This window comes from Maricurvus nonylphenolicus (assembly GCF_042854845.1).
Lineage (GTDB): Bacteria > Pseudomonadota > Gammaproteobacteria > Pseudomonadales > Cellvibrionaceae > Maricurvus > Maricurvus nonylphenolicus.
In genome coordinates, this window is sequence record NZ_AP031498.1 from 800,123 (window position 1) to 818,116 (window position 17,994).

A 17,994-nucleotide genomic window follows, 5' to 3' on the forward strand; every position below is an offset into this window, starting at 1 on the left:
CGAGCTACCAGCATCAGGGCGTTTGGATGTTCAGTGTAGGTAAGGTAGGGTTATGGGTACAGATTCAAAAAATGTTATATTTTAAGGTTCAGATAGAGGCTATCTGTAACTGTTACTATGATTTTTGTGGAAACTGTACCCATATGACTGAATACCGCTATGAGCAACTGGAGCAGCGCCTGCGCGAGCAGATACGTATAGGTCAATTGGCCGCGGGAGAGCGTATGCCTTCTGTGCGGCAGCTAAGTCGTGATGCCACCTTGTCCAAGTCCACCGTGCTTACCGCCTATGCGCGGTTGGAGGCCGAAGGCCTGATAGAGGCCCGGCCTCGCTCCGGTTATTTTGTTGCAGCACCGGCTCAGTCTACGTCTGCACTAACCAAGCCGGCGACCAGTGAGCCCTCTATTCAGCCTGTACCGGTATCGGTGGGGCAGGTGCTGGTAGATATTATGGAAAAGGGCACCGCGTTTGATTTACTCCCTCCGCCACCTAAACCGGTTCACGATAGTAATGAGCCCTTGCGCCGTTGCCTGGCCAGAGCTCTGCGTCGCCAGTCGCGCCTGGAGCAGGAATACTACGATGAGCCACAGGGTTTGTTGATGTTACGCGAGCAGCTAAGCCATCGTTTGGCCCATGGTGGTAGCCAGGTAAATGCCAGTGAGCTGGTCGTGACTTCTGGCTGCCAACACGCATTGTTATTGGCATTGATGGCAACAACGCAACCCGGCGATGTCGTCGCTATTGAGTCACCGGGTTTTTATGGCGCATTTCAATTACTGGAGGCGCTAGGATTGCAGGCCTTGGAACTACCTTGTTCAGTGGATACCGGCATCAGCCCCGATGCCCTGGCGTTGGCCTTGCAGCACTGGCCGGTAAAAGCCCTGATGCTGTCACCGAGTTATTCGACACCGACGGGCGCCTGTATGCCGGAAGCCAGTAAATTGAAAATTTTGTCGCTGGCCAAAACACACGGTGTAGCCATTATCGAAGATGATATTTACGGCGAGCTTCCGTTTGGTTTGCAGCGTCCGCGTACGTTGCATTCCTACGATGACAGTGGCTCGGTATTATTGTGCTCGTCGTTTTCAAAATGCCTGTCACGGGATTTGCGCGTGGGTTGGATTGCCCCGGGTAAATATCTGGAAAAAGTAAAACGATTAAAAGTCGTAACCTCATTAGCCAGTAGTGCTACTGCACAACAGGGCGCCAGTGAATACCTGGCCGATGGCGCCTATGATCGTTATCTGCGCCAACGGCGTCAGCAATTCAGACGGCAGTGTGACCAATTACAGGAGTTAATTGTCGAGCATTTGCCGATGGCGACGGCGTGCAGTTATCCACAAGGTGGTCTGGCGCTGTGGTTAGAATTACCGGAAAGTGTGGATACCTTGCAGCTGTTTCATTTGGCCAGGCAGCAGGGGATCACCATTACTCCCGGACGTTTGTTTACCGCTCAGGAGCGTTACCATCATTTTTTACGTTTGAGTTTTGCCCAACCATGGACGCAAGAACGACAAAGCGCGTTGCAGTCGTTAGGAAAAATGATTGCCAATACTATCTAAGGGCTGTTATAAAACTTTGGAATGGTTTTTCTAATAATAAGCAATAAGGATATGTTATGGGTTACACAACAAAAGTTTCACAAATCGCCCTGGCAGGTGTATTAGGGGGTAGTTTACTGCTAGTTGGTTGTGGCCAGGAGTCGGCGCAAAAAACGGCAACAACGCCACAGCAGACAACAGAAACTGTCACTGAAAACACGCTTCATGACAATACGGAAAAACAGGCGCCAGCTTACCATGTTTCTATTACGCTGGGTGATACTGCGACCTTAACCACGCTGTTCAGTTATCCCAATGCCAATAATGGCGAAACACTGGAACAAACCATCGAGCACTATCTGACTCAGCGTGTACAACGCGATTTGATTACTAATGGTAGTGTTGATGTCACTGTGGCTAACGATACTTACACAGCGACTATTTCCGGTGATACTGAATCCGTTAATGATTATCAGGGCCAGATCACCACCTTTTTACAAAACGGTACCCTGGCGGCCAAAGCCGTTACCGAGCTAAAAGCTGCGGGTAAATGGAATGACGATGAATGGCGTATGTTCCTGCCGTTGGGGTTGTCCATTGTTAATCAGCGCTCCGTACAGTTGTTACATTTTCCACCTGATTACTCGCTACCGGATCAGGATTACCTGAATTCCAAAACCAGCCAGCGCTGGGAAAAACTGTTAGAACTTAATAGTGTCGCCAGTGAAGATGTCACCTTGTATGAGAGCATTTTGGATGTTGCGCCTATTGCTGCACCTGCCAGTGCCGGTAGTTCGTTAAAAGATACTTACAGTTACTTCGAGCCTTATGTATTACAACAACTGCCTTTGTTACTGGATGTGGATGAAGGTAAAAGTGCATTGCCAATTGTGGCTTACGGTGGCCCGGTTCGCTCCTGGGTGTCTGAGTACTACAAGCTGCAGGACTTTGGGGTAAACTCCTATAACACCATTTCCATTACCGATTCAGAAACCGCGCCGATTCTGGGAGCTAACCACCCAAGTTATATTTGGTATGCCAAGGAAGATGGTCGCGATGCGGCGATGAAAGTCATGGAGCAGGATTTGGTGTCTGCCTGTTGGCAAGCCAGTATGGGCGCTAACCCGGGGCAGCACGGTGATCAGGTGTTGCAGGATTGCACTACCTATTGGCAAGGGAAACCTATGACGGTTTGTGTGAATATGGAAATTCAGGCATACGATAAAACCGAAGCGGAAGCTAAGGTTCTTTGTGAAAAGGATATGCCAACGCCGAAAGCTGAGGTTGCTATAAACTAGATCGTGGCGCTTATGACCCGTTATTGCCTTCCAAGACACGCTTTCCGGCATCCACTCTCGTTTACAGGCAGCGCTCTGCGTCGGCGTCCTGCCTCCGAAGGTCTTGAAAGGCAATAACGGGCCACAAGCTTAAGGCCCGCCAACAGTTTTCTTAAAAATCTTTTTATTATTTAGATCAGATTACTTATACACTTTACTGGATCCAGATTTATCCAGCGGATTAACCAGCTTACGACACTGATGACAATATTTACTGATAATCGCCAAAGCTTTTTCCGGCATTAGTGGTTTCAGTAAATATTCATTCATACCTGCGTCCAGACATTCGGCTTTATCCTTCAATGACACGCTTGCCGTCAGCGCAATAATCGGCAGTGAATCCCAGTACGGTTGGTTGCGAATTTCTTTGGTGGCCTCCACTCCATCCATATTGGGCATATGTCGATCCATAAAGATAAGATCTACTTCATGGTTTTCCAGGTAGTCGAGTGCCTCAACACCGTCGCGTACTTCGATAGTGTTGCAGCCCATATCCGTTAACAAGCGCGATAGGGCAAGGGAATTGATCTCGTTATCTTCAACAATCATCACGCGGGCATTGTATTGGTATTCTGCATCGTCCTGTTCTGCCTGGGCTTTGTCGCCTTGCGAAGCGATAGGTAAATCTATTTCAATGCGCGCGGTTGTACCGACGCCGTATTTGCTGGTGAGTTCCAATCGTCCATCCATTAACTGCACTAGCTGTTGGGAGATGGATAAGCCTAAACCGGTGCCACCGTATTTTTGTTGAATATCGGCATCCGCCTGGATGAATTGTTCGTACACTGTGCGCAGGCGTTTTTCTTCAATACCAATGCCGCTGTCTTTGATTTCTATCACCAGGCTGGCGGTGTTGTGATTAATCAATTTACCGGTAACTGTAATCCACACACCACCTTCTTCGGTAAACTTCACCGCATTACCAATTAAGTTACTGAGCACCTGCCGCAGGCGTACAGAATCACCCACAAAGTGTTCTGGAATATCCAGGCTGTAATCCTGCTTCAGGGTAAGCTGGCGGCGATGGGTTTCAATATGGAACAGCTCCAGGAGTTCATTAATCAGAGATTTGAGGTTAAAAGGTTTTTCAATAAGCTCGACTTTATGGGCTTCAATTTTAGAGAAATCGAGAATGTCGTTAATGATATTGAGCAGCGCATTACCGGCACTGAGCAGGGATTTGATATAGCGCTGCTGTGTTGTATCGAGGCGTGTTCGCTCCAGCAGTAATCCCATGCCCAACATGCCACTGAGCGGTGTACGAATTTCGTGGCTCATTTTAGCCAGGAAATTCTGTTTCGCCTGTTCAGAGCTTTGGGCAATATCGCGGTCGAGTTCCGCCTGGCGGGCGCGTCGCTGCCAGCGCCAGTAGGTAACCAGCAGAATAATGATGAGTGCAGCATAGGCGGCATAGGCCCAGGCACTTAACCACCAGGGTGGCAGAATACGAATATTCAGGGTGGCCGGTGTTTCATTCCAGATGCCGTCGTTATTAGTGCCTTTCACATGGAAGGTATAGTTACCAGGGGATATCTGGTGATACACCACATGACGGCGAGGGCCTTCTTGAATCCAGTTCTTGTCGACCCCTTCGAGTTGGTAACTGTAGCGATTGAGTTCACTGCGGGTGTAGTTAAGGGCTGAGAACTTCAGTTCAAACGGTTGCTCGTGATATTCCAGGGTGACGTCCGTTTGGTGTTCTAAATCAATCGTGCGGTGATTTTGCTCATTCAGAATGTGTATGTCGGTAATCACCACCGGTGGTACAAAGCGGTTGTGTTCTACCAGTTCTGGACGGAAATAAGTCAGGCCGCCAACACCACCAAAGTACAGATAACCGTTATTGCCTTTTAAATGACTGCCGGAAATAAACTCTGTCGACTGTACGCCATCGCCTTCATCGTAGCGGTATGCAGTATTTAGCGGGATGTTGTAGCGTAGCAGGCCGTCGCGGGTGCTGATCCACAGGTTGTGTAAGCTGTCTTCTTCAATGCCCAGAATGGCGGCATTCAAATAGCCGTCGGTATCCATATAGTGTTGGAAAGCGCCGGTGAGGGGATCAAATAAATTCAAACCACCGGATTCTGTTCCAATCCACAGGCGGCCATTTTCGGCCTGCTGAATGCTGTATACATGGTTGTGGCTAATACTGCGGGGATTGGCCGGGTCGTGCTGGTAGCGAATAAAGCGATTTTCTTCCGGGATAAATTGTTGCAAGCCCGCTGAAGCCGTGCCAATCCAAATTCGTTGCTGATTGTCTTCAAATAATACCTGGATATAGTTATCGCCAATGGAGTCCGGATTATTGGGATCAAAAGTATGATGGGTAAAGCTATCGGTCTCTGGGTGGAACTGGTTTAAACCGCCTTGCCAGGTCGCCAGCCAAATACGCTGCTTACTGTCCTGCAGTATGTCAAACACACTGTTGTCGTTAATCGCCTGCGGATTATTAGAATCCTGCTGGTAACGGGTAAAGGTTTCCGTTTCAGGATTAAAGCGGTTGAGGCCACCGGAGTAGGTACCTATCAATAGTTCGCCCGTGTAAATGGGGGTTACACACATGGCGTGGTTGTTACTGATGGAGGTAGGGTCTTTGGGGTTATGCAGGTAGTGAGTGCTCTGGTTATCTTTTAGCGATAAGCGATTGAGGCCACCGGCATCACTGGCTACCCACAAAGTTTGGTCTGGCGCTTCGTAAATATCGTTAGCGGTACTGTTGGCAAGAGCCAGGTCGGTATTGTTGTTGCTGATCAGCTGAAACTTATTGCTCTTTTCGTCGAGTTTATAGATGCCACCGTAATAGGTGCCCACCCAGATAATGCCGGCGTCATCCTCATAAATGTTTTTGATTTCCCGAGTGGCCAGGTAGTGGTGAAATTCACCGCTTACCGCATCCAATAAATTCAGGCCGCCATTGGTGCCTACCCATAACCGGCCGCGGCTGTCTTCCATGAGTGTCCAGACAAAATCATTGCTCAGGCTTTTGGGATTATCGGGATTGTGACGGAAATGAATAAAATGGCCGTTATTCGAATCCAGCTTGTTTAAACCTGTACCAAAGGTGGCAGCCCAGATGGTGCCATTGGAATCTTCGATCACATCCCAGACATTGTTACCGGAAAGGCTGTTGGGGTCGTCGGCGTTGTGGCGGAAGTGTTGCCAACTGCGGGTGGTTTGGTTGAATCGGGCCAGGCCTTCATTAGCTGAGGCGATCCAGATATTGTTGTCGTGATCCTCCACTACCGACCAGGCTGAACCGGAGACATCCTGACTGTAGTGGGTGAATGTTTTTTCCTGCTGATTATAAAAGTGCAAACCGCCATCGAGGCTGGCCACCCACAGGCCTGGGCCGCGTGTGGTGTTACGACTGACTTTAAGATCGACGATGACTTTCGGGCCATCATTAAGCGGGCTAAATTTTCCTTCGCTGTCGCGCTCTATCAGTCCTCCCCCTTGTGTGCCCAGCCATAGCCTGTTGTCGGTATCGTGCACAATGGACCAGATAAAGTTGCTCGATAGGCCCTGCTCAATCATATAGTGGCGGAAGTCATAGCCGTCGAAGCGGTTGAGACCATTGCGGGTACCAAACCACATAAACCCGGTGTCGTCCTGGGAAATGGCAAAAACGGTACTTTGGCTGAGGCCTTGCTTTAAGGTGATTTGCTCGAGGGTATTTTGGGCCAGCGCCGGTGTTGTGCTGCTTAGGGCGAGGGTGGCTGTAACTAAGGCTAGAGACTGTTTAAGCGTGGAATGGATATGGCGTGCAATTGAAAAAAGCCTCGTCGCTGAGGCCGCGGTCCTTCGGGTTAAGCGCATAGTAAATCCGTAACAGCGGTAAAAATGGCTATCTGGTCATCTTACCTCTAATCATAGGAGTAAGAGCCATAAAGTTACAGACTTTTAACGGCCGATAGCGCTGTAGATTTACGGTGTTTGATGATCGAATCTGCCATTCATCAGAAAAAACGTCGCCTGTGAGATTACTTCATCGTTGTTCATCATAAAGGTGTGAGTTGTCGGCAGGCTAATAAAATCAGTCATACCCTCCACCTTGGTACTGATAACGGATACCTTGCCGTCGTTGGGACCTGGCAGATACTGCGACAGCAGAGGGTTCATGGTATCGGTTCCGGCAATCACGCCGAGTTCAAAATTCACTGGGCCAAGTTGGCGGGGAATGCTGTTGGCATCGGTGCCTAGTTGGTTACCTGCCGGGCCATTCCAAAGCTCATAGCCTGGGATGTCCTTCAGGTTATCGACAATCTCGCTGCCCTGGTTGGGAGGGCCCAACATAACCACACGACCCAGTTCTGGATTGTTGGCGGGCCAGGCTGAGCTGGCCAGGTATTGGCGAACCAAAATACCTCCCAGGGAGTGGGTGACAAAATGGATTCGGTGAGCGTCCTGCTGGTTGCAACGCTCGATACCTTCATTGATGGCCATAGGTGCAAGTTCGGCAATGGTGTGATCACGAGAGGGGTAGTTGATATTGGCCACCGCGTAACCGGCTTGCACGAGATGTTGCGCCATTTCATCCATGGAATGGGAGGTGCGAGCAAGGCCGTGCAAAAGTACTACACATTCAATCGCATAGGCGGCGGGGGCACTATGCCACATCAGGAGGCATAGCATGGCTGTGGATAGATTTCGTGCGCGCATAATCATCCTTCTACTCTAATAGGTTTTCTCCAATACACCCGCCATGGCCTGACACGCTGCAGAGAGTGGATAGCGGCGGCGGGTAATCAGCCCCACTTGCTGTTGAATGGTCGGTTCCACCAAGGTGCGACAGTGGGCCCCTAATTCCTGCATTTGTTGCTCACATAACGCTGGCACAATACTGACCCCCAGGCCATTGGCTACCATACGGCCGATAGTGGCTAGCTGATGCGCCTCAAAGGCTGGATTGAATGTAAGTCCTTGCTCACTGACTCGTTCGCGGATCAGTTGGCGCAGGCGCGAAGACTGCTGCAAGGTAATAAAGTCAGATGCCATTAGGCTTTTGGCATCAACCTGATCATGGGCCAGCAGTGGGTGGTTGCCGGGTAAGACAGCAATAAAGCGGTCTTCAAACAGCGGGGTAAAACTCAGGTCTTCACTGTCACCGGGATCAAAACTGATTCCCAACTCAACCCGTCCCTGGCGCACCATGGTGACCACTTCTTCAGCAATCACATCGTGCAGGGTGATGCGTACCTCCGGATAGTTGTTGCGGTATTCCCGCATGGCCAGTGGCAGCAGGTTACTGGCAAAGGAGGGCATGGCGGCAATGGAGATCTTGCCGTAGCGCAGTTCAAAGCGATTGTTTAGATCTTCCAGGGCATCATCCCAATCGTTCAGCAGGCGTTGGGCGACAGGCAGAAAGGCCTCGCCCTCCGGGGTCAGGGCAAAGGTGCGGGTGGTACGTACCAGCAACTGGCCGCCGACTGTCTCTTCCAGATTCTTAATGGCGCTGCTCAAGGCCGGTTGCGACAGGTGAATAGACGCGGCGGCCTCGGCGAAGCTGCGAGACTGGGCAATGGCAACAAAGGCACGGACTTGCTTCAGGGTGACGTTCATCGACCTATTATTCCATAAAATGGATTAATTCTTCTATTTTTTTCATTTGATAAATATAAGCGGCCGACGCATTCTGGTTCCATACTCAATATAAAGAGCGATAAAGAGGAAGTGAGCCCATGTCTGGTTTTGACAAAGTGGTTGGGAGTTACGAAGAGGCAATGGCTGGTCTGGAAGACGATATGACCATCATTGCTGGGGGCTTTGGCCTCTGCGGTATTCCTGAAAATCTGATTACCGAAATTAAACGCAAAGGCACCAAAGGCCTGACGATTGTTTCCAATAACTGTGGTGTCGATGGCTTTGGTCTGGGCATCCTGCTGGAAGACAAGCAGATCAAAAAGATGGTGTCTTCCTACGTGGGTGAGAACCAGCTGTTTATGGAACAACTGTTGAGCGGCGAGCTGGAAGTGGACCTGACCCCTCAGGGCACCCTGGCCGAGAAGATGCGTGCCGGTGGTGCGGGTATTCCGGCGTTCTATACGGCAACTGGTTACGGTACTGCTGTAGGTGAGGGCAAAGACGTTAAAGAATTTGATGGCCGTAAGTACATTCTCGAAGAATCCATCACCGGTGACTTCGCGATTGTGAAAGCCTGGAAGGCCGACCGCTACGGTAACCTGGTTTATCGTCATACGGCGCAGAACTTTAACCCGATGGCGGCCACCGCCGGCAAGATCACCGTGGTGGAAGTGGAAGAAATCGTCGAGCCAGGTGAGCTGGATCCAACCCAGATCCACACCCCGGGTATTTATGTCGATCGCCTGATTCAGGGCACTTTCGAAAAACGTATTGAACAGCGCACTGTGCGCGAAGTTTAAGGAGGCACACCATGTCATTAAGTCGTGAACAATTAGCCATGCGTGTTGCCCGTGAGCTGCAAGACGGTTACTACGTGAACCTGGGTATTGGTATTCCTACCCTGGTTGCCAACTATGTACCGGAAGGCATGGAAGTGATGCTGCAATCGGAAAATGGTCTGCTGGGTATGGGGCCTTTCCCTACCGAGGACGAAATCGATGCGGATATGATCAATGCCGGTAAACAAACCGTCACCACGGTTACCGGTGCGTCTATTTTCTCGTCGGCTGAATCCTTTGCCATGATCCGCGGTGGCCATGTGGACCTGACGGTACTGGGCGCCTTTGAAGTGGATGTTATGGGCAATATTGCCTCCTATATGATCCCCGGCAAGCTGGTAAAAGGTATGGGTGGTGCGATGGACCTAGTGGCCGGTGCCGATAATATTATCGTTACCATGACCCACGCTTCTAAAAATGGCGATTCTAAATTGTTGCCGCAGTGTACCCTGCCGCTGACGGGTGCCAGTTGTATCAAGAAGGTGGTAACCGATCTGGCCTATGTGGAAATTGCCGATGGTAAATTCTGGTTGAAAGAGCGCGCGCCTGGTATTTCTGTGGATGAAATCGTCCAGAAAACCGCCGGTGAGCTGGTAGTGCCTGAAGTCGTCCCTGAAATGGAGTTTTGATTCGGACCGCCTGGGGCCGCGATTGAAACACTGCACCCCATTTGAGTGGACGCATTAATTTCCCTTCGAGGTAGCTTGTAGTCTTTTTAAATATCAGTCCGTAAGACTGAGCTTGTGCACAGGGGAGCCTATCCAGGCTCCCCTTTTTTTATGGGCTTTTTTTATAGAAGAAAGACCGTTACGCTAAGGTCTCAGCGTAAGGATATTGATATGGATTACCAACAAGCACGCGATTACTTCCTCTCCAAACCCGAAGCCTGGGAGGACTTTCCTTTTTACCCCGATGTGGCAGTCTTTAAAGTCAAAGACAAAATGTTCGCCACCCTGAGTGAAGAGAAAGGCGTTGTGCGGACAAACCTCAAGTGTGACCCCGAGCAGGCCGAAGTCTTGCGTATGCTGTTTGAAGGCGTAAAGCCTGGTTACCATATGAACAAACGCCATTGGAATACCGTATTGCTTGACGGTACCGTCCCCGATGGTGAAATCCGGCGGATGATAGACCATTCCTACAGCTTGGTATTTAAAGGACTGAAGAAGTCCGAACGTCATGCCATGGAATTGTTGTATTCAGCCGATAGCTTGCACGGTGATTCAGGCGACAATCGCTAGCGCCTCTATATAGATAAGCCGCTAATCTCAGCTATAGTTGTGAAAGCACTCCTCCTCTTAAGCAATTGAGGTTTCCATGACTCGACTACATAAAAACACGCTGTGGGGCTTGGCTGCCTGCGTAGGAATACTTGTTTCACTTCAGCTATCTTTGCAGCTCCAGGCTGCTGAACAGGTTAAGTGGAATCAGGAAAAACTCAAAAGCATTCTCTTAACAGAGGTGGCTCGCCTGGGGCGTGTGGCGTCCAATGAGGTATTGGTTAATGCCGTTGCTAAGCAGAACGCTGAAAAGCTTACCCTGGAGACGATTACGGCCCGAGACAAAACCTGGACCACTACCGATAGCAGTGACAGTTTTAAGCAAGCCATGCTGGCAAGCGAAGCCGGTACTTTTTTACAAAACCTGATTAGCTCTACGGGCAGTTATACAGAGGCTTTTATTACCGATAATCAGGGCGCCAATGTGGCGACTTATCCTTTAACATCTGATTACTGGCAAGGTGATGAAGATAAGTTTATTAAAGCGTTTAGCGGAAAAACGGGAAACGTCTATATCGGTAATATGGAATGGGATGAAAGCAGCCAGTTTAATGCGGTGCAAATTTCTGTACCGGTACTTGAAAACGGCGACGCAATAGGTGTGATGGTGGTGGGGGTGAAGTTAAGTCACGTATTGGCCAAGCAATTGGAAGAGCTTTTGTAAGATGATAGCCTATGATTTCCGGTAAGCCGTTGGTGGTTTGCCAGTCCATTTCTTAAACGCGCGATAAAAACTGGAGGCTTCACTAAAGCCCAGCTTTTCGGCAATGTCTTCCTGCATCAGATCGGAGTTTTCCAAATAGGAAATTGCCATATCTTTACGCACATCATCAAAAATTTCCTGGAAAGAGGTATTCAGCTCTTTCAGGATTCTGCGCATATTACGTTCGCTTAGTCCTAGTTCTTCGGCGATATCTTTGGCGGTCGGGAAGTTATCTTCATCACGCAGGAATATTAACTGGATCTTATTGATTAAACTGCGCTGGCTATCTTGCCGGGTCAGCATGTCGTCACACAGTTTAATGGCGAGCTCTGCCGTGACCTGGTTTGCTGCCGGGTTGGGTACATCCAGTGCCTTGGCTGACATAATGGCTTTGTTGCTCTCGGCGTCGAAGAACAGGGGGCATTGAAAGTAGCCGTGATACTCCTGTACATAATCCGGTTCTGGATAGGCAAAATGCATTTCAAGCGGCTTGGTTTCGATTTGGCCTTCCCGACGGCTTAAATTAACAAAACACATCAGTGCTTCTTCAGCAAGGAATCGATACAGCTCAGGAGGTACTGGATGGATGGGGTTGGATTCGTAAATGACTTGCTCTTCAGCCAAGGATAATTCTATCGTAGCGAGATTGGTTGTCGTTTGACCATAAGCCTGGGTAATGCGCAAGGCATCCTTTGCATCACTGCAACAAGAAAGAGCGTAACCTAAAATCCCCAAATCATTTAACTTTTCAAGACTGCCAACTTTAAGTCCAAAGGCTGGATCGCCGCTGAGCTTTAAGGCATTGGCGATAATGACCATGCTTTGATCAAATGAGATCAAGGTATCCTGGTGGGCCAAGTCTTCAGCACTAACCTCTGACCCTTTGGTCAAGGAATCAATAGGGATTCCCTCTGACTGCAAAATATTCTTGATCAACTGAAAAAGGTAAACCGGGATTACCTTATCCTGGCGGGCAAAAGGCGCTAGGGGCTGTCGTAAATTCTCTCTCATCACCTGGTCTAAATAGCCTGTAAATCGTTTGCCGAATATGTCGTGGGTTGGCCGTATTGGTGGTTTTGAGGGCTTGCTAATTCTCTTAAAGTTTTTCTTAGGTGGAAGTAAGCCCGCTCGCCCGAGTATATACGACTTACCGACTACCTACCAAATTATAAAAATATCAAGAAAAACAATAGGTTAAGAGTATGAGAGCAATTAACAAAAAATCCGGTAATACCGCGCTCCCCTGGCACAAGTATCGTACCCAACTGTTGCCACTGGCTATCGCCAGTATCTGCAGTAGTTCTGCTGTAGCGGCTGATTATACCCTGGAAGAAATTGTAGTCACGGCCCAGAAGCGTGCGGAAAGCGTGCAGGATGTGCCGATTTCCATCAGTGCCATGTCGGCAGATTTTGTTGGTAAAGTCGGTGCCCAAAGTATTGATGATTTGGGGATTCATACCCCAGGTCTGGAAACACGCGTTACCCAGGCTACCCAGCCGCGTTTTAGTATTCGCGGTATTTCTACCAATGACTTCGGTATCGGAGCCGACCCAGCGGTCGCGGTGTATGTCGATGGAGTTTACTCCGGTCGCTCCGGTGCTTCCATGACGGCGTTTCAGGATCTTGAGCGTGTCGAGGTGTTGAAAGGACCGCAGGGCACCCTGTTTGGTAAAAATGCCGCGGCAGGTGCTATCCACCTGATTTCCAACAAGCCTACTCAAGACGTTGAAGGTAGTGCAAAAGTCTCTTTAGGTAATTTTGGTAAACGTAAAGTAGAGGCTATGGCGAATGTGCCTTTAAGCGATTCCCTGGCGCTGCGTGTTAACGTGTTGGATAACCACTCTGATGGTTATTACGAAGAAGCTCGATCCGGTAAAGATCTGACCGCTGAAAATAATGGTGGAGCTCGCGCCATGTTGTCCTGGCAGGCAACGGAAGATACTGATGTGCTGTTCCAGATTGACTATGTCAATGTGGATCAGAGTGCAGCAGTAGGCCCATCAAGCGCAACCCACAGTGATATTTATGATGACGATGTCGCTCTGGATGCTGATTCGAAAGAAGCACTGGAGTTGTGGGGCGGTAGCATGACCATTGAGTCTGACTTCGATCCGCTTACCTTTACGTCGATTACTTCAATCAAGCGTTTTGAAAGTAACAACCTGCGCGATGAAGATGGTACCGATCAATTCTTCCCTGGTGTTGGCGGTATTATGTTTCATACTGAAAACATCGAAGAAAATACTTCTTTCAGTCAAGAATTTCGTCTGAGCTCTCAGAGCGATGAAACCCTGCGTTGGACTTTGGGGGCTATGTACTCAAGAGAGCATGGTAAGCAGGATACAGTTGTTCAGTTCTCAACGGACGTCGTTAATGCTGTCACCGGCGGTCTGATCTTTGGTGTTCTACCTGGTGGTCAGGTTTATGAAGAAGTCGCTAGTGGTGATCTAGAGAGTACCAGCGCCGCTGTTTACGGTGATATGACGTATACCCTGACAGAAGAGCTGAGCGTTACCGCCGGTATCCGCTATACCCGCGATGAAAAAGACTATGAGCTGACCGCACTTGGGCCAACGGTTGCGGGTGTGTCTTTAGGCTCACCTGTTGGTGTTGTGTTTACCGATGTTGTTGATGGCTATGATCAGGATAAGACCTGGAGCAATGTCAGCTACCGTCTGGTTTTTGATTATGCCTTTGCTGAAGATGCCATGGCTTATTTAAGTTATGCCACCGGTTATAAATCAGGCGGTTTTAACTCCACCCAAGTGGGCGAGCCGGTAGATGAAGAAACCGTCACCAACCTTGAACTGGGTTTGAAGAGTACCTGGATGGATTCCCGCTTGCGCTTTAATGCAGCGGTTTACTCTTATGAGTATGAGGATCTTCAGGAATATGACCAATTTGACGGCCCTGGTGGGCTGCCGGTTTTGGCTATTCGAAACCAGGATGCCGAAGGTACTGGCTTTGAAATGGATATCACTTGGGCCGCTACTGAAAACCTGACCTTAAGTGCTAACTACAATTATTTGGATACAGAAATTACTGAGTATCCGCTGCTGCCAGGTGAAGGGGCTGCAGATGATCGTAAAGGCAAGTCTTTACCAAATGCAGCCGATGAAACCTTTGGCATTAGTGCTGAATACGTGATGACTGTTGGCAGTTTGGGAGATGTAACCTTCCGCACGGACTACAGTTATGTGGGAGAGCGTGATGGTGCCACTGCGGCAGTTGATCCTTCAGACCCGGTTGCGGTTGCTCTTGAAAGTAAATACCTGGACGACCTCGAAGATTCCTACACAAATCTGTCTGCTCGAGTCACGTTGGAGAGTGCTGATGGCGATTGGCAGGTTTCACTGTGGGGGCAAAATATCACCGACGAAGAATATCTGATCAACTTCGATACCGGTGGTATAGGTACTTTCCCGGGTATTCGTAATACCCCAAGAATCTACGGTATCGATTTGGGTTACAACTTCTAGCATCACTCTCCACACAGTGTGCTAATTCGCTTGGGCTGCATAAGTGGCCCAAGCTTTTTTAAAGACATAAGTATTAAGGTGGCAAATATGTCTGGTAAACCTCAAAGTTCATTACGTAGAAAACTGTTATTAGGCGGTTTGGCTATGGGTACTGTTGGTGCAGCACTGATAGCGAAGCCTTCTAAGCAGGGCAAAAATCACGAGCCCTATTATCAGCAGTTAAGCGGTGCGTTAGATCGCGCGCAGCTATCGCAGCCCACCATGGTGATTGATAAGTCTATTCTGAATGAGAATATTGCGTCGCTAACATCTCATATTGGCAATCGTTTTGATTTTCGTATCGTGGCGAAATCCTTACCGTCATTACCACTGTTGGAGATGGTGATGCTGGGGGCAAATACCAACCGCTTGATGTTGTTTCATCAACCGTTTTTAACGCAGGTAGCTCGTAAATTTCCACACGCCGATGTTCTGATGGGTAAACCCCTACCCGTTCAGGCGGCACAAAACTTTTACAGCAGCCTGGATAGTCAGCCTGCATTTAACAGCAGTACCCAATTGCAGTGGTTAATCGATTCCTTACCGCGCTTGAAGCAGTACCAGGCGCTGGCCGAATCCTTAAATACACCGATGCAGATCAATATCGAGTTGGATGTTGGTTTGCACCGCGGTGGTGTGCAACAGGATCAGGAGTTGGCAGATATGCTTAAGCTGATCGAAGCTGATCCACGTTTACGCTTTTCCGGATTTATGGGCTATGAGCCGCATATTGCCAAATTACCGTTCGACAAAATTAAACTGCGCGATAAGGCGATGGGCGTTTACGCCGGGAAAATCGCTGTTGCCGAGCAGGTACTGGGCAGATCGTTGGAAGGTCTGACGTTAAATGCCGGAGGCAGCCCGACGTATCGTTTGTATAACGAAGGTAACTTCCCCCATAACGAATTGGCGGCCGGTTCCTGTTTGGTTAAACCCACGGATTTTGATTCGCCTGAATTGGTTGATCATCGTCCAGCCGCCTTTATTGCCACACCGGTACTGAAATCCCTGCAGACGACAGAGTTACCCGGTATTGATGGTCTGGGTAAGTTAATGTCCTTCTGGAACCCCAACCGCCAGCAGTCATTTTTTACCTACGGCGGTTACTGGAAAGCCAAGCCGGAGTCTCCTTCCGGTTTATCCGTTAATCCGCTCTATGGACGTTCTACTAACCAGGAAATGCTCAACGGTTCTGACAATGTTCAGTTGCAGCAGGATGACTGGGTATTCCTGCGCCCGACGCAAAGTGAATCGGTATTCCTGCAGTTTGGCGATATCGCCGTTTACGACCAGGGTGAAATTGTCGATCGCTGGCCGGTGCTGTCAGCAAATGCCTAACCAGTTAAGAAAACACGAAGTAAGAAAGAGGTTCTTGTTAATGAAGTCTTGGCCAACTGTAAAAAAGATAAGTGCGTGGTTATCCGCAAGCGTTGCGCTTGGCTGTGCCAGTGCTTATGCCGATATGACACCGCGTCAAACACAATTGCTGGTACAGAACTGTGTGCAGTGTCATTCCAACCCCCATATCGGTGCACCGCTGATGGGCGATATGCAGGTGTGGGGCGAGTTGGCCAAGGAAAAAGGTGAGGAGGGTTTATTGCACAGTGTCATTTTTGGCCTGAAAGAAATGCCACCTTTGGGCAAGTGCAGTTCCTGCAGCGAAGAGGACTTTAGAGCCATGGTCCGTTTAATGGCTAACTTACCAACACCAGAAAAGAAAGCACAAGAAGTTGTACAAGCAGGAGATGTAAAATGAATTCTCGCCGTAAATTTCTCCAGAATTCTATCACCCTGGCTGCCGGTGCTGCGGCAGCAACGTCCTTGACCGGTTGTGGTGTTGAAAATGTTGCTCTACCAAAATCGGCTGCTGAAAAGAATTTCAAGCCCGGTGGCCCGCTGCCCTGGATCAATTGGGCGGGCAATGAATCCTGTGTGCCGAGCGATAGGGCTGCACCTACTAACGAAGATGAGCTGATTAGTGTTTTGAAAGGGGCTAAAGGTCAAATTCGCCCTGTGGGTTCTGGTCATTCCTTCTCCGGTGTCGTGCCAACCGATCAAACCTTGTTAACCACTGACTTGATGCACGGTGTGATTGATCACGATCCGGAAACCTTACAGGCGGAAGTCTGGGCCGGTACTCGTATGCATAACCTGACTCCGTTGCTCGATGGTATTGGTCAGGCGTTACCTAACCAGCCGGATATGGATTATCCCTCCATCGGTGGTGCCATGGCGACTTCCGTGCATGGCACAGGTATCGATTTTGGTTCCATGTCCAGTTATGTGGCAGGCCTGACACTGGCAACCCCAGCAGGAGATTTGATCGAATGTAGCGCTGAAAAGAATGCCGACATTTTCCAGGCTGCACGCACGAATATCGGTGCTTTGGGCGTGGTTTCTCGTATGCGCTTACAAAATACCAAAGCCTTTAATATCACCGAAGTCAGCAAAATCGAATACACCAGTGACTTGCTGGAGAACCTCGATAAGCACTTCAGCGAAAACAGAAACTTCGAGTTTCTGCCTTTACCCTATACCAATTTAGCCCTATCGGTGTATACCAATGAGGCTAAACCTGGTGATAAGAGTATTGGTGAAGATGATCCAAAAGCGGTTAATCAAATCCGTGAGGCCTTTGATATGACTGCCTGGGTTCCTGTGGTAGGCACGAAACTCTATGATAAAGCGTTGCATGCGGCCATTGATATGGATGCGGTAAGTACCACCCGTACCGGCCGATCATTCCAGGTTTTCCCTCACGATCGCATTGTGCGTTTCAGTGAGATGGAATATACCGTACCTGTGGAAGTTGGTCCTGCATGTTTAAAGGAAGTCCTCGCTACCATCGAAAAGAAAAAGCTGCCGCTGTCTATGCCGCTGGAATACCGTCATATCAAGGCAGACGATATTTGGTTGTCGATGTATGAAGGCCAAGCAGGTGCTGCCATTTCCGTTCATCAGTATGCCGACTTAAAGTACAAGGAAATCTTCGCTGAGATTGAGCCGATTTTCTGGAAGTACGAAGGCCGTCCACACTGGGGCAAGATACACACCCTGGATGCCAAGCGCCTGAAGAATCTTTATCCGCGCCACTGGCAGGACTTCCAGGAAGTTCGCCGTACGTTAGACCCTCAAGGCAAGATGTTAAACACACACCTGAAGAGACTATTCGTTTAATAGACTTTCTTTTCCTGACGGA

Annotated in this window: 14 protein-coding genes; 10 read left to right on the forward strand and 4 right to left on the reverse strand. The window is 49.2% G+C overall.

Going from position 1 to position 17,994, the window contains the following annotated elements; genetic code table 11:
* The first annotated feature begins 143 nt into the window (after positions 1-143).
* Both ACGHZ6_RS03395 and ACGHZ6_RS03400 read left to right on the forward strand, forming a co-directional pair.
* Positions 144-1,562 (forward strand): PLP-dependent aminotransferase family protein, encoded by a 1,419-nt coding sequence (locus ACGHZ6_RS03395; RefSeq protein WP_390617387.1) that lies wholly within the window; start codon positions 144-146, stop codon positions 1,560-1,562.
* A 56-nt stretch (positions 1,563-1,618) separates the two neighbouring features.
* Entirely contained in the window at positions 1,619-2,839 is a 1,221-nt protein-coding gene (locus ACGHZ6_RS03400; protein ID WP_390617388.1) for a hypothetical protein, read from the forward strand.
* A gap of 180 nt (positions 2,840-3,019) precedes the next feature.
* On the opposite strand, the gene ACGHZ6_RS03405 is transcribed toward ACGHZ6_RS03400, so the two are convergent.
* The 3 genes from ACGHZ6_RS03405 to ACGHZ6_RS03415 all read right to left on the reverse strand — a co-directional run bounded on the left by ACGHZ6_RS03405 (position 3,020) and on the right by ACGHZ6_RS03415 (position 8,437).
* Complete coding sequence (locus ACGHZ6_RS03405) at positions 3,020-6,694, reverse strand: two-component regulator propeller domain-containing protein (RefSeq protein WP_390617389.1); 3,675 nt, start codon at positions 6,692-6,694, stop codon at positions 3,020-3,022.
* Between the two features lie 108 nt (positions 6,695-6,802).
* Entirely contained in the window at positions 6,803-7,537 is a 735-nt protein-coding gene (locus tag ACGHZ6_RS03410; RefSeq protein WP_390617390.1) for an esterase/lipase family protein, read from the reverse strand.
* Between the two features lie 15 nt (positions 7,538-7,552).
* Positions 7,553-8,437 carry a LysR substrate-binding domain-containing protein gene (locus ACGHZ6_RS03415; protein WP_390617392.1) on the reverse strand — a complete coding sequence of 295 codons (885 nt, stop codon included), beginning with the start codon at positions 8,435-8,437 and terminating at the stop codon, positions 7,553-7,555.
* Between the two features lie 119 nt (positions 8,438-8,556).
* On the opposite strand from ACGHZ6_RS03415, the gene ACGHZ6_RS03420 reads away from it, so the two are divergent.
* The 4 genes from ACGHZ6_RS03420 to ACGHZ6_RS03435 all read left to right on the forward strand — a co-directional run bounded on the left by ACGHZ6_RS03420 (position 8,557) and on the right by ACGHZ6_RS03435 (position 11,238).
* Positions 8,557-9,258: a CoA transferase subunit A gene (locus ACGHZ6_RS03420; protein WP_390617393.1), complete on the forward strand. Its 702-nt coding sequence runs from the start codon at positions 8,557-8,559 to the stop codon at positions 9,256-9,258.
* 11 nt (positions 9,259-9,269) lie between these two features.
* Positions 9,270-9,926 carry a 3-oxoacid CoA-transferase subunit B gene (locus ACGHZ6_RS03425; RefSeq protein ID WP_390617394.1) on the forward strand — a complete coding sequence of 219 codons (657 nt, stop codon included), beginning with the start codon at positions 9,270-9,272 and terminating at the stop codon, positions 9,924-9,926.
* A 210-nt stretch (positions 9,927-10,136) separates the two neighbouring features.
* On the forward strand, positions 10,137-10,535 hold the full coding sequence (locus ACGHZ6_RS03430; protein WP_390617395.1) for an MmcQ/YjbR family DNA-binding protein: 399 nt from the start codon (positions 10,137-10,139) through the stop codon (positions 10,533-10,535).
* 76 nt (positions 10,536-10,611) lie between these two features.
* Positions 10,612-11,238 (forward strand): PDC sensor domain-containing protein, encoded by a 627-nt coding sequence (locus ACGHZ6_RS03435; protein ID WP_390617396.1) that lies wholly within the window; start codon positions 10,612-10,614, stop codon positions 11,236-11,238.
* 9 nt (positions 11,239-11,247) lie between these two features.
* On the opposite strand, the gene ACGHZ6_RS03440 is transcribed toward ACGHZ6_RS03435, so the two are convergent.
* Entirely contained in the window at positions 11,248-12,288 is a 1,041-nt protein-coding gene (locus ACGHZ6_RS03440; protein ID WP_390617397.1) for an AraC family transcriptional regulator, read from the reverse strand.
* 191 nt (positions 12,289-12,479) lie between these two features.
* Between ACGHZ6_RS03440 and ACGHZ6_RS03445 the strand changes: the two genes are divergently transcribed.
* From ACGHZ6_RS03445 to ACGHZ6_RS03460, 4 genes are all read left to right on the forward strand, one after another.
* Positions 12,480-14,756, forward strand: coding sequence for a TonB-dependent receptor (locus ACGHZ6_RS03445; RefSeq protein ID WP_390617398.1), 2,277 nt, complete (start codon positions 12,480-12,482; stop codon positions 14,754-14,756).
* Positions 14,757-14,843: 87 nt separating this feature from the next.
* Positions 14,844-16,133 (forward strand): DSD1 family PLP-dependent enzyme, encoded by a 1,290-nt coding sequence (locus ACGHZ6_RS03450; RefSeq protein ID WP_390617399.1) that lies wholly within the window; start codon positions 14,844-14,846, stop codon positions 16,131-16,133.
* Positions 16,134-16,173: 40 nt separating this feature from the next.
* On the forward strand, positions 16,174-16,551 hold the full coding sequence (locus ACGHZ6_RS03455) for a c-type cytochrome (protein ID WP_390617400.1): 378 nt from the start codon (positions 16,174-16,176) through the stop codon (positions 16,549-16,551).
* Complete coding sequence (locus ACGHZ6_RS03460; RefSeq protein ID WP_390617401.1) at positions 16,548-17,972, forward strand: D-arabinono-1,4-lactone oxidase; 1,425 nt, start codon at positions 16,548-16,550, stop codon at positions 17,970-17,972. Before ACGHZ6_RS03455 ends, ACGHZ6_RS03460 begins: the two co-directional genes overlap by 4 nt.
* Positions 17,973-17,994: the final 22 nt, after the last annotated feature.

Bases quoted from the DNA above. Each gene is read 5' to 3' on its own strand.
- ACGHZ6_RS03395 (WP_390617387.1), top strand. From the start codon at position 144: ATGACTGAATACCGCTATGAGCAACTGGAGCAGCGCCTGCGCGAGCAG.
- ACGHZ6_RS03400 (WP_390617388.1), top strand. From the start codon at position 1,619: ATGGGTTACACAACAAAAGTTTCACAAATCGCCCTGGCAGGTGTATTA.
- ACGHZ6_RS03405 (WP_390617389.1), bottom strand. From the start codon at position 6,694: ATGCGCTTAACCCGAAGGACCGCGGCCTCAGCGACGAGGCTTTTTTCA.
- ACGHZ6_RS03410 (WP_390617390.1), bottom strand. From the start codon at position 7,537: ATGCGCGCACGAAATCTATCCACAGCCATGCTATGCCTCCTGATGTGG.
- ACGHZ6_RS03415 (WP_390617392.1), bottom strand. From the start codon at position 8,437: ATGAACGTCACCCTGAAGCAAGTCCGTGCCTTTGTTGCCATTGCCCAG.
- ACGHZ6_RS03420 (WP_390617393.1), top strand. From the start codon at position 8,557: ATGTCTGGTTTTGACAAAGTGGTTGGGAGTTACGAAGAGGCAATGGCT.
- ACGHZ6_RS03425 (WP_390617394.1), top strand. From the start codon at position 9,270: ATGTCATTAAGTCGTGAACAATTAGCCATGCGTGTTGCCCGTGAGCTG.
- ACGHZ6_RS03430 (WP_390617395.1), top strand. From the start codon at position 10,137: ATGGATTACCAACAAGCACGCGATTACTTCCTCTCCAAACCCGAAGCC.
- ACGHZ6_RS03435 (WP_390617396.1), top strand. From the start codon at position 10,612: ATGACTCGACTACATAAAAACACGCTGTGGGGCTTGGCTGCCTGCGTA.
- ACGHZ6_RS03440 (WP_390617397.1), bottom strand. From the start codon at position 12,288: ATGAGAGAGAATTTACGACAGCCCCTAGCGCCTTTTGCCCGCCAGGAT.
- ACGHZ6_RS03445 (WP_390617398.1), top strand. From the start codon at position 12,480: ATGAGAGCAATTAACAAAAAATCCGGTAATACCGCGCTCCCCTGGCAC.
- ACGHZ6_RS03450 (WP_390617399.1), top strand. From the start codon at position 14,844: ATGTCTGGTAAACCTCAAAGTTCATTACGTAGAAAACTGTTATTAGGC.
- ACGHZ6_RS03455 (WP_390617400.1), top strand. From the start codon at position 16,174: ATGAAGTCTTGGCCAACTGTAAAAAAGATAAGTGCGTGGTTATCCGCA.
- ACGHZ6_RS03460 (WP_390617401.1), top strand. From the start codon at position 16,548: ATGAATTCTCGCCGTAAATTTCTCCAGAATTCTATCACCCTGGCTGCC.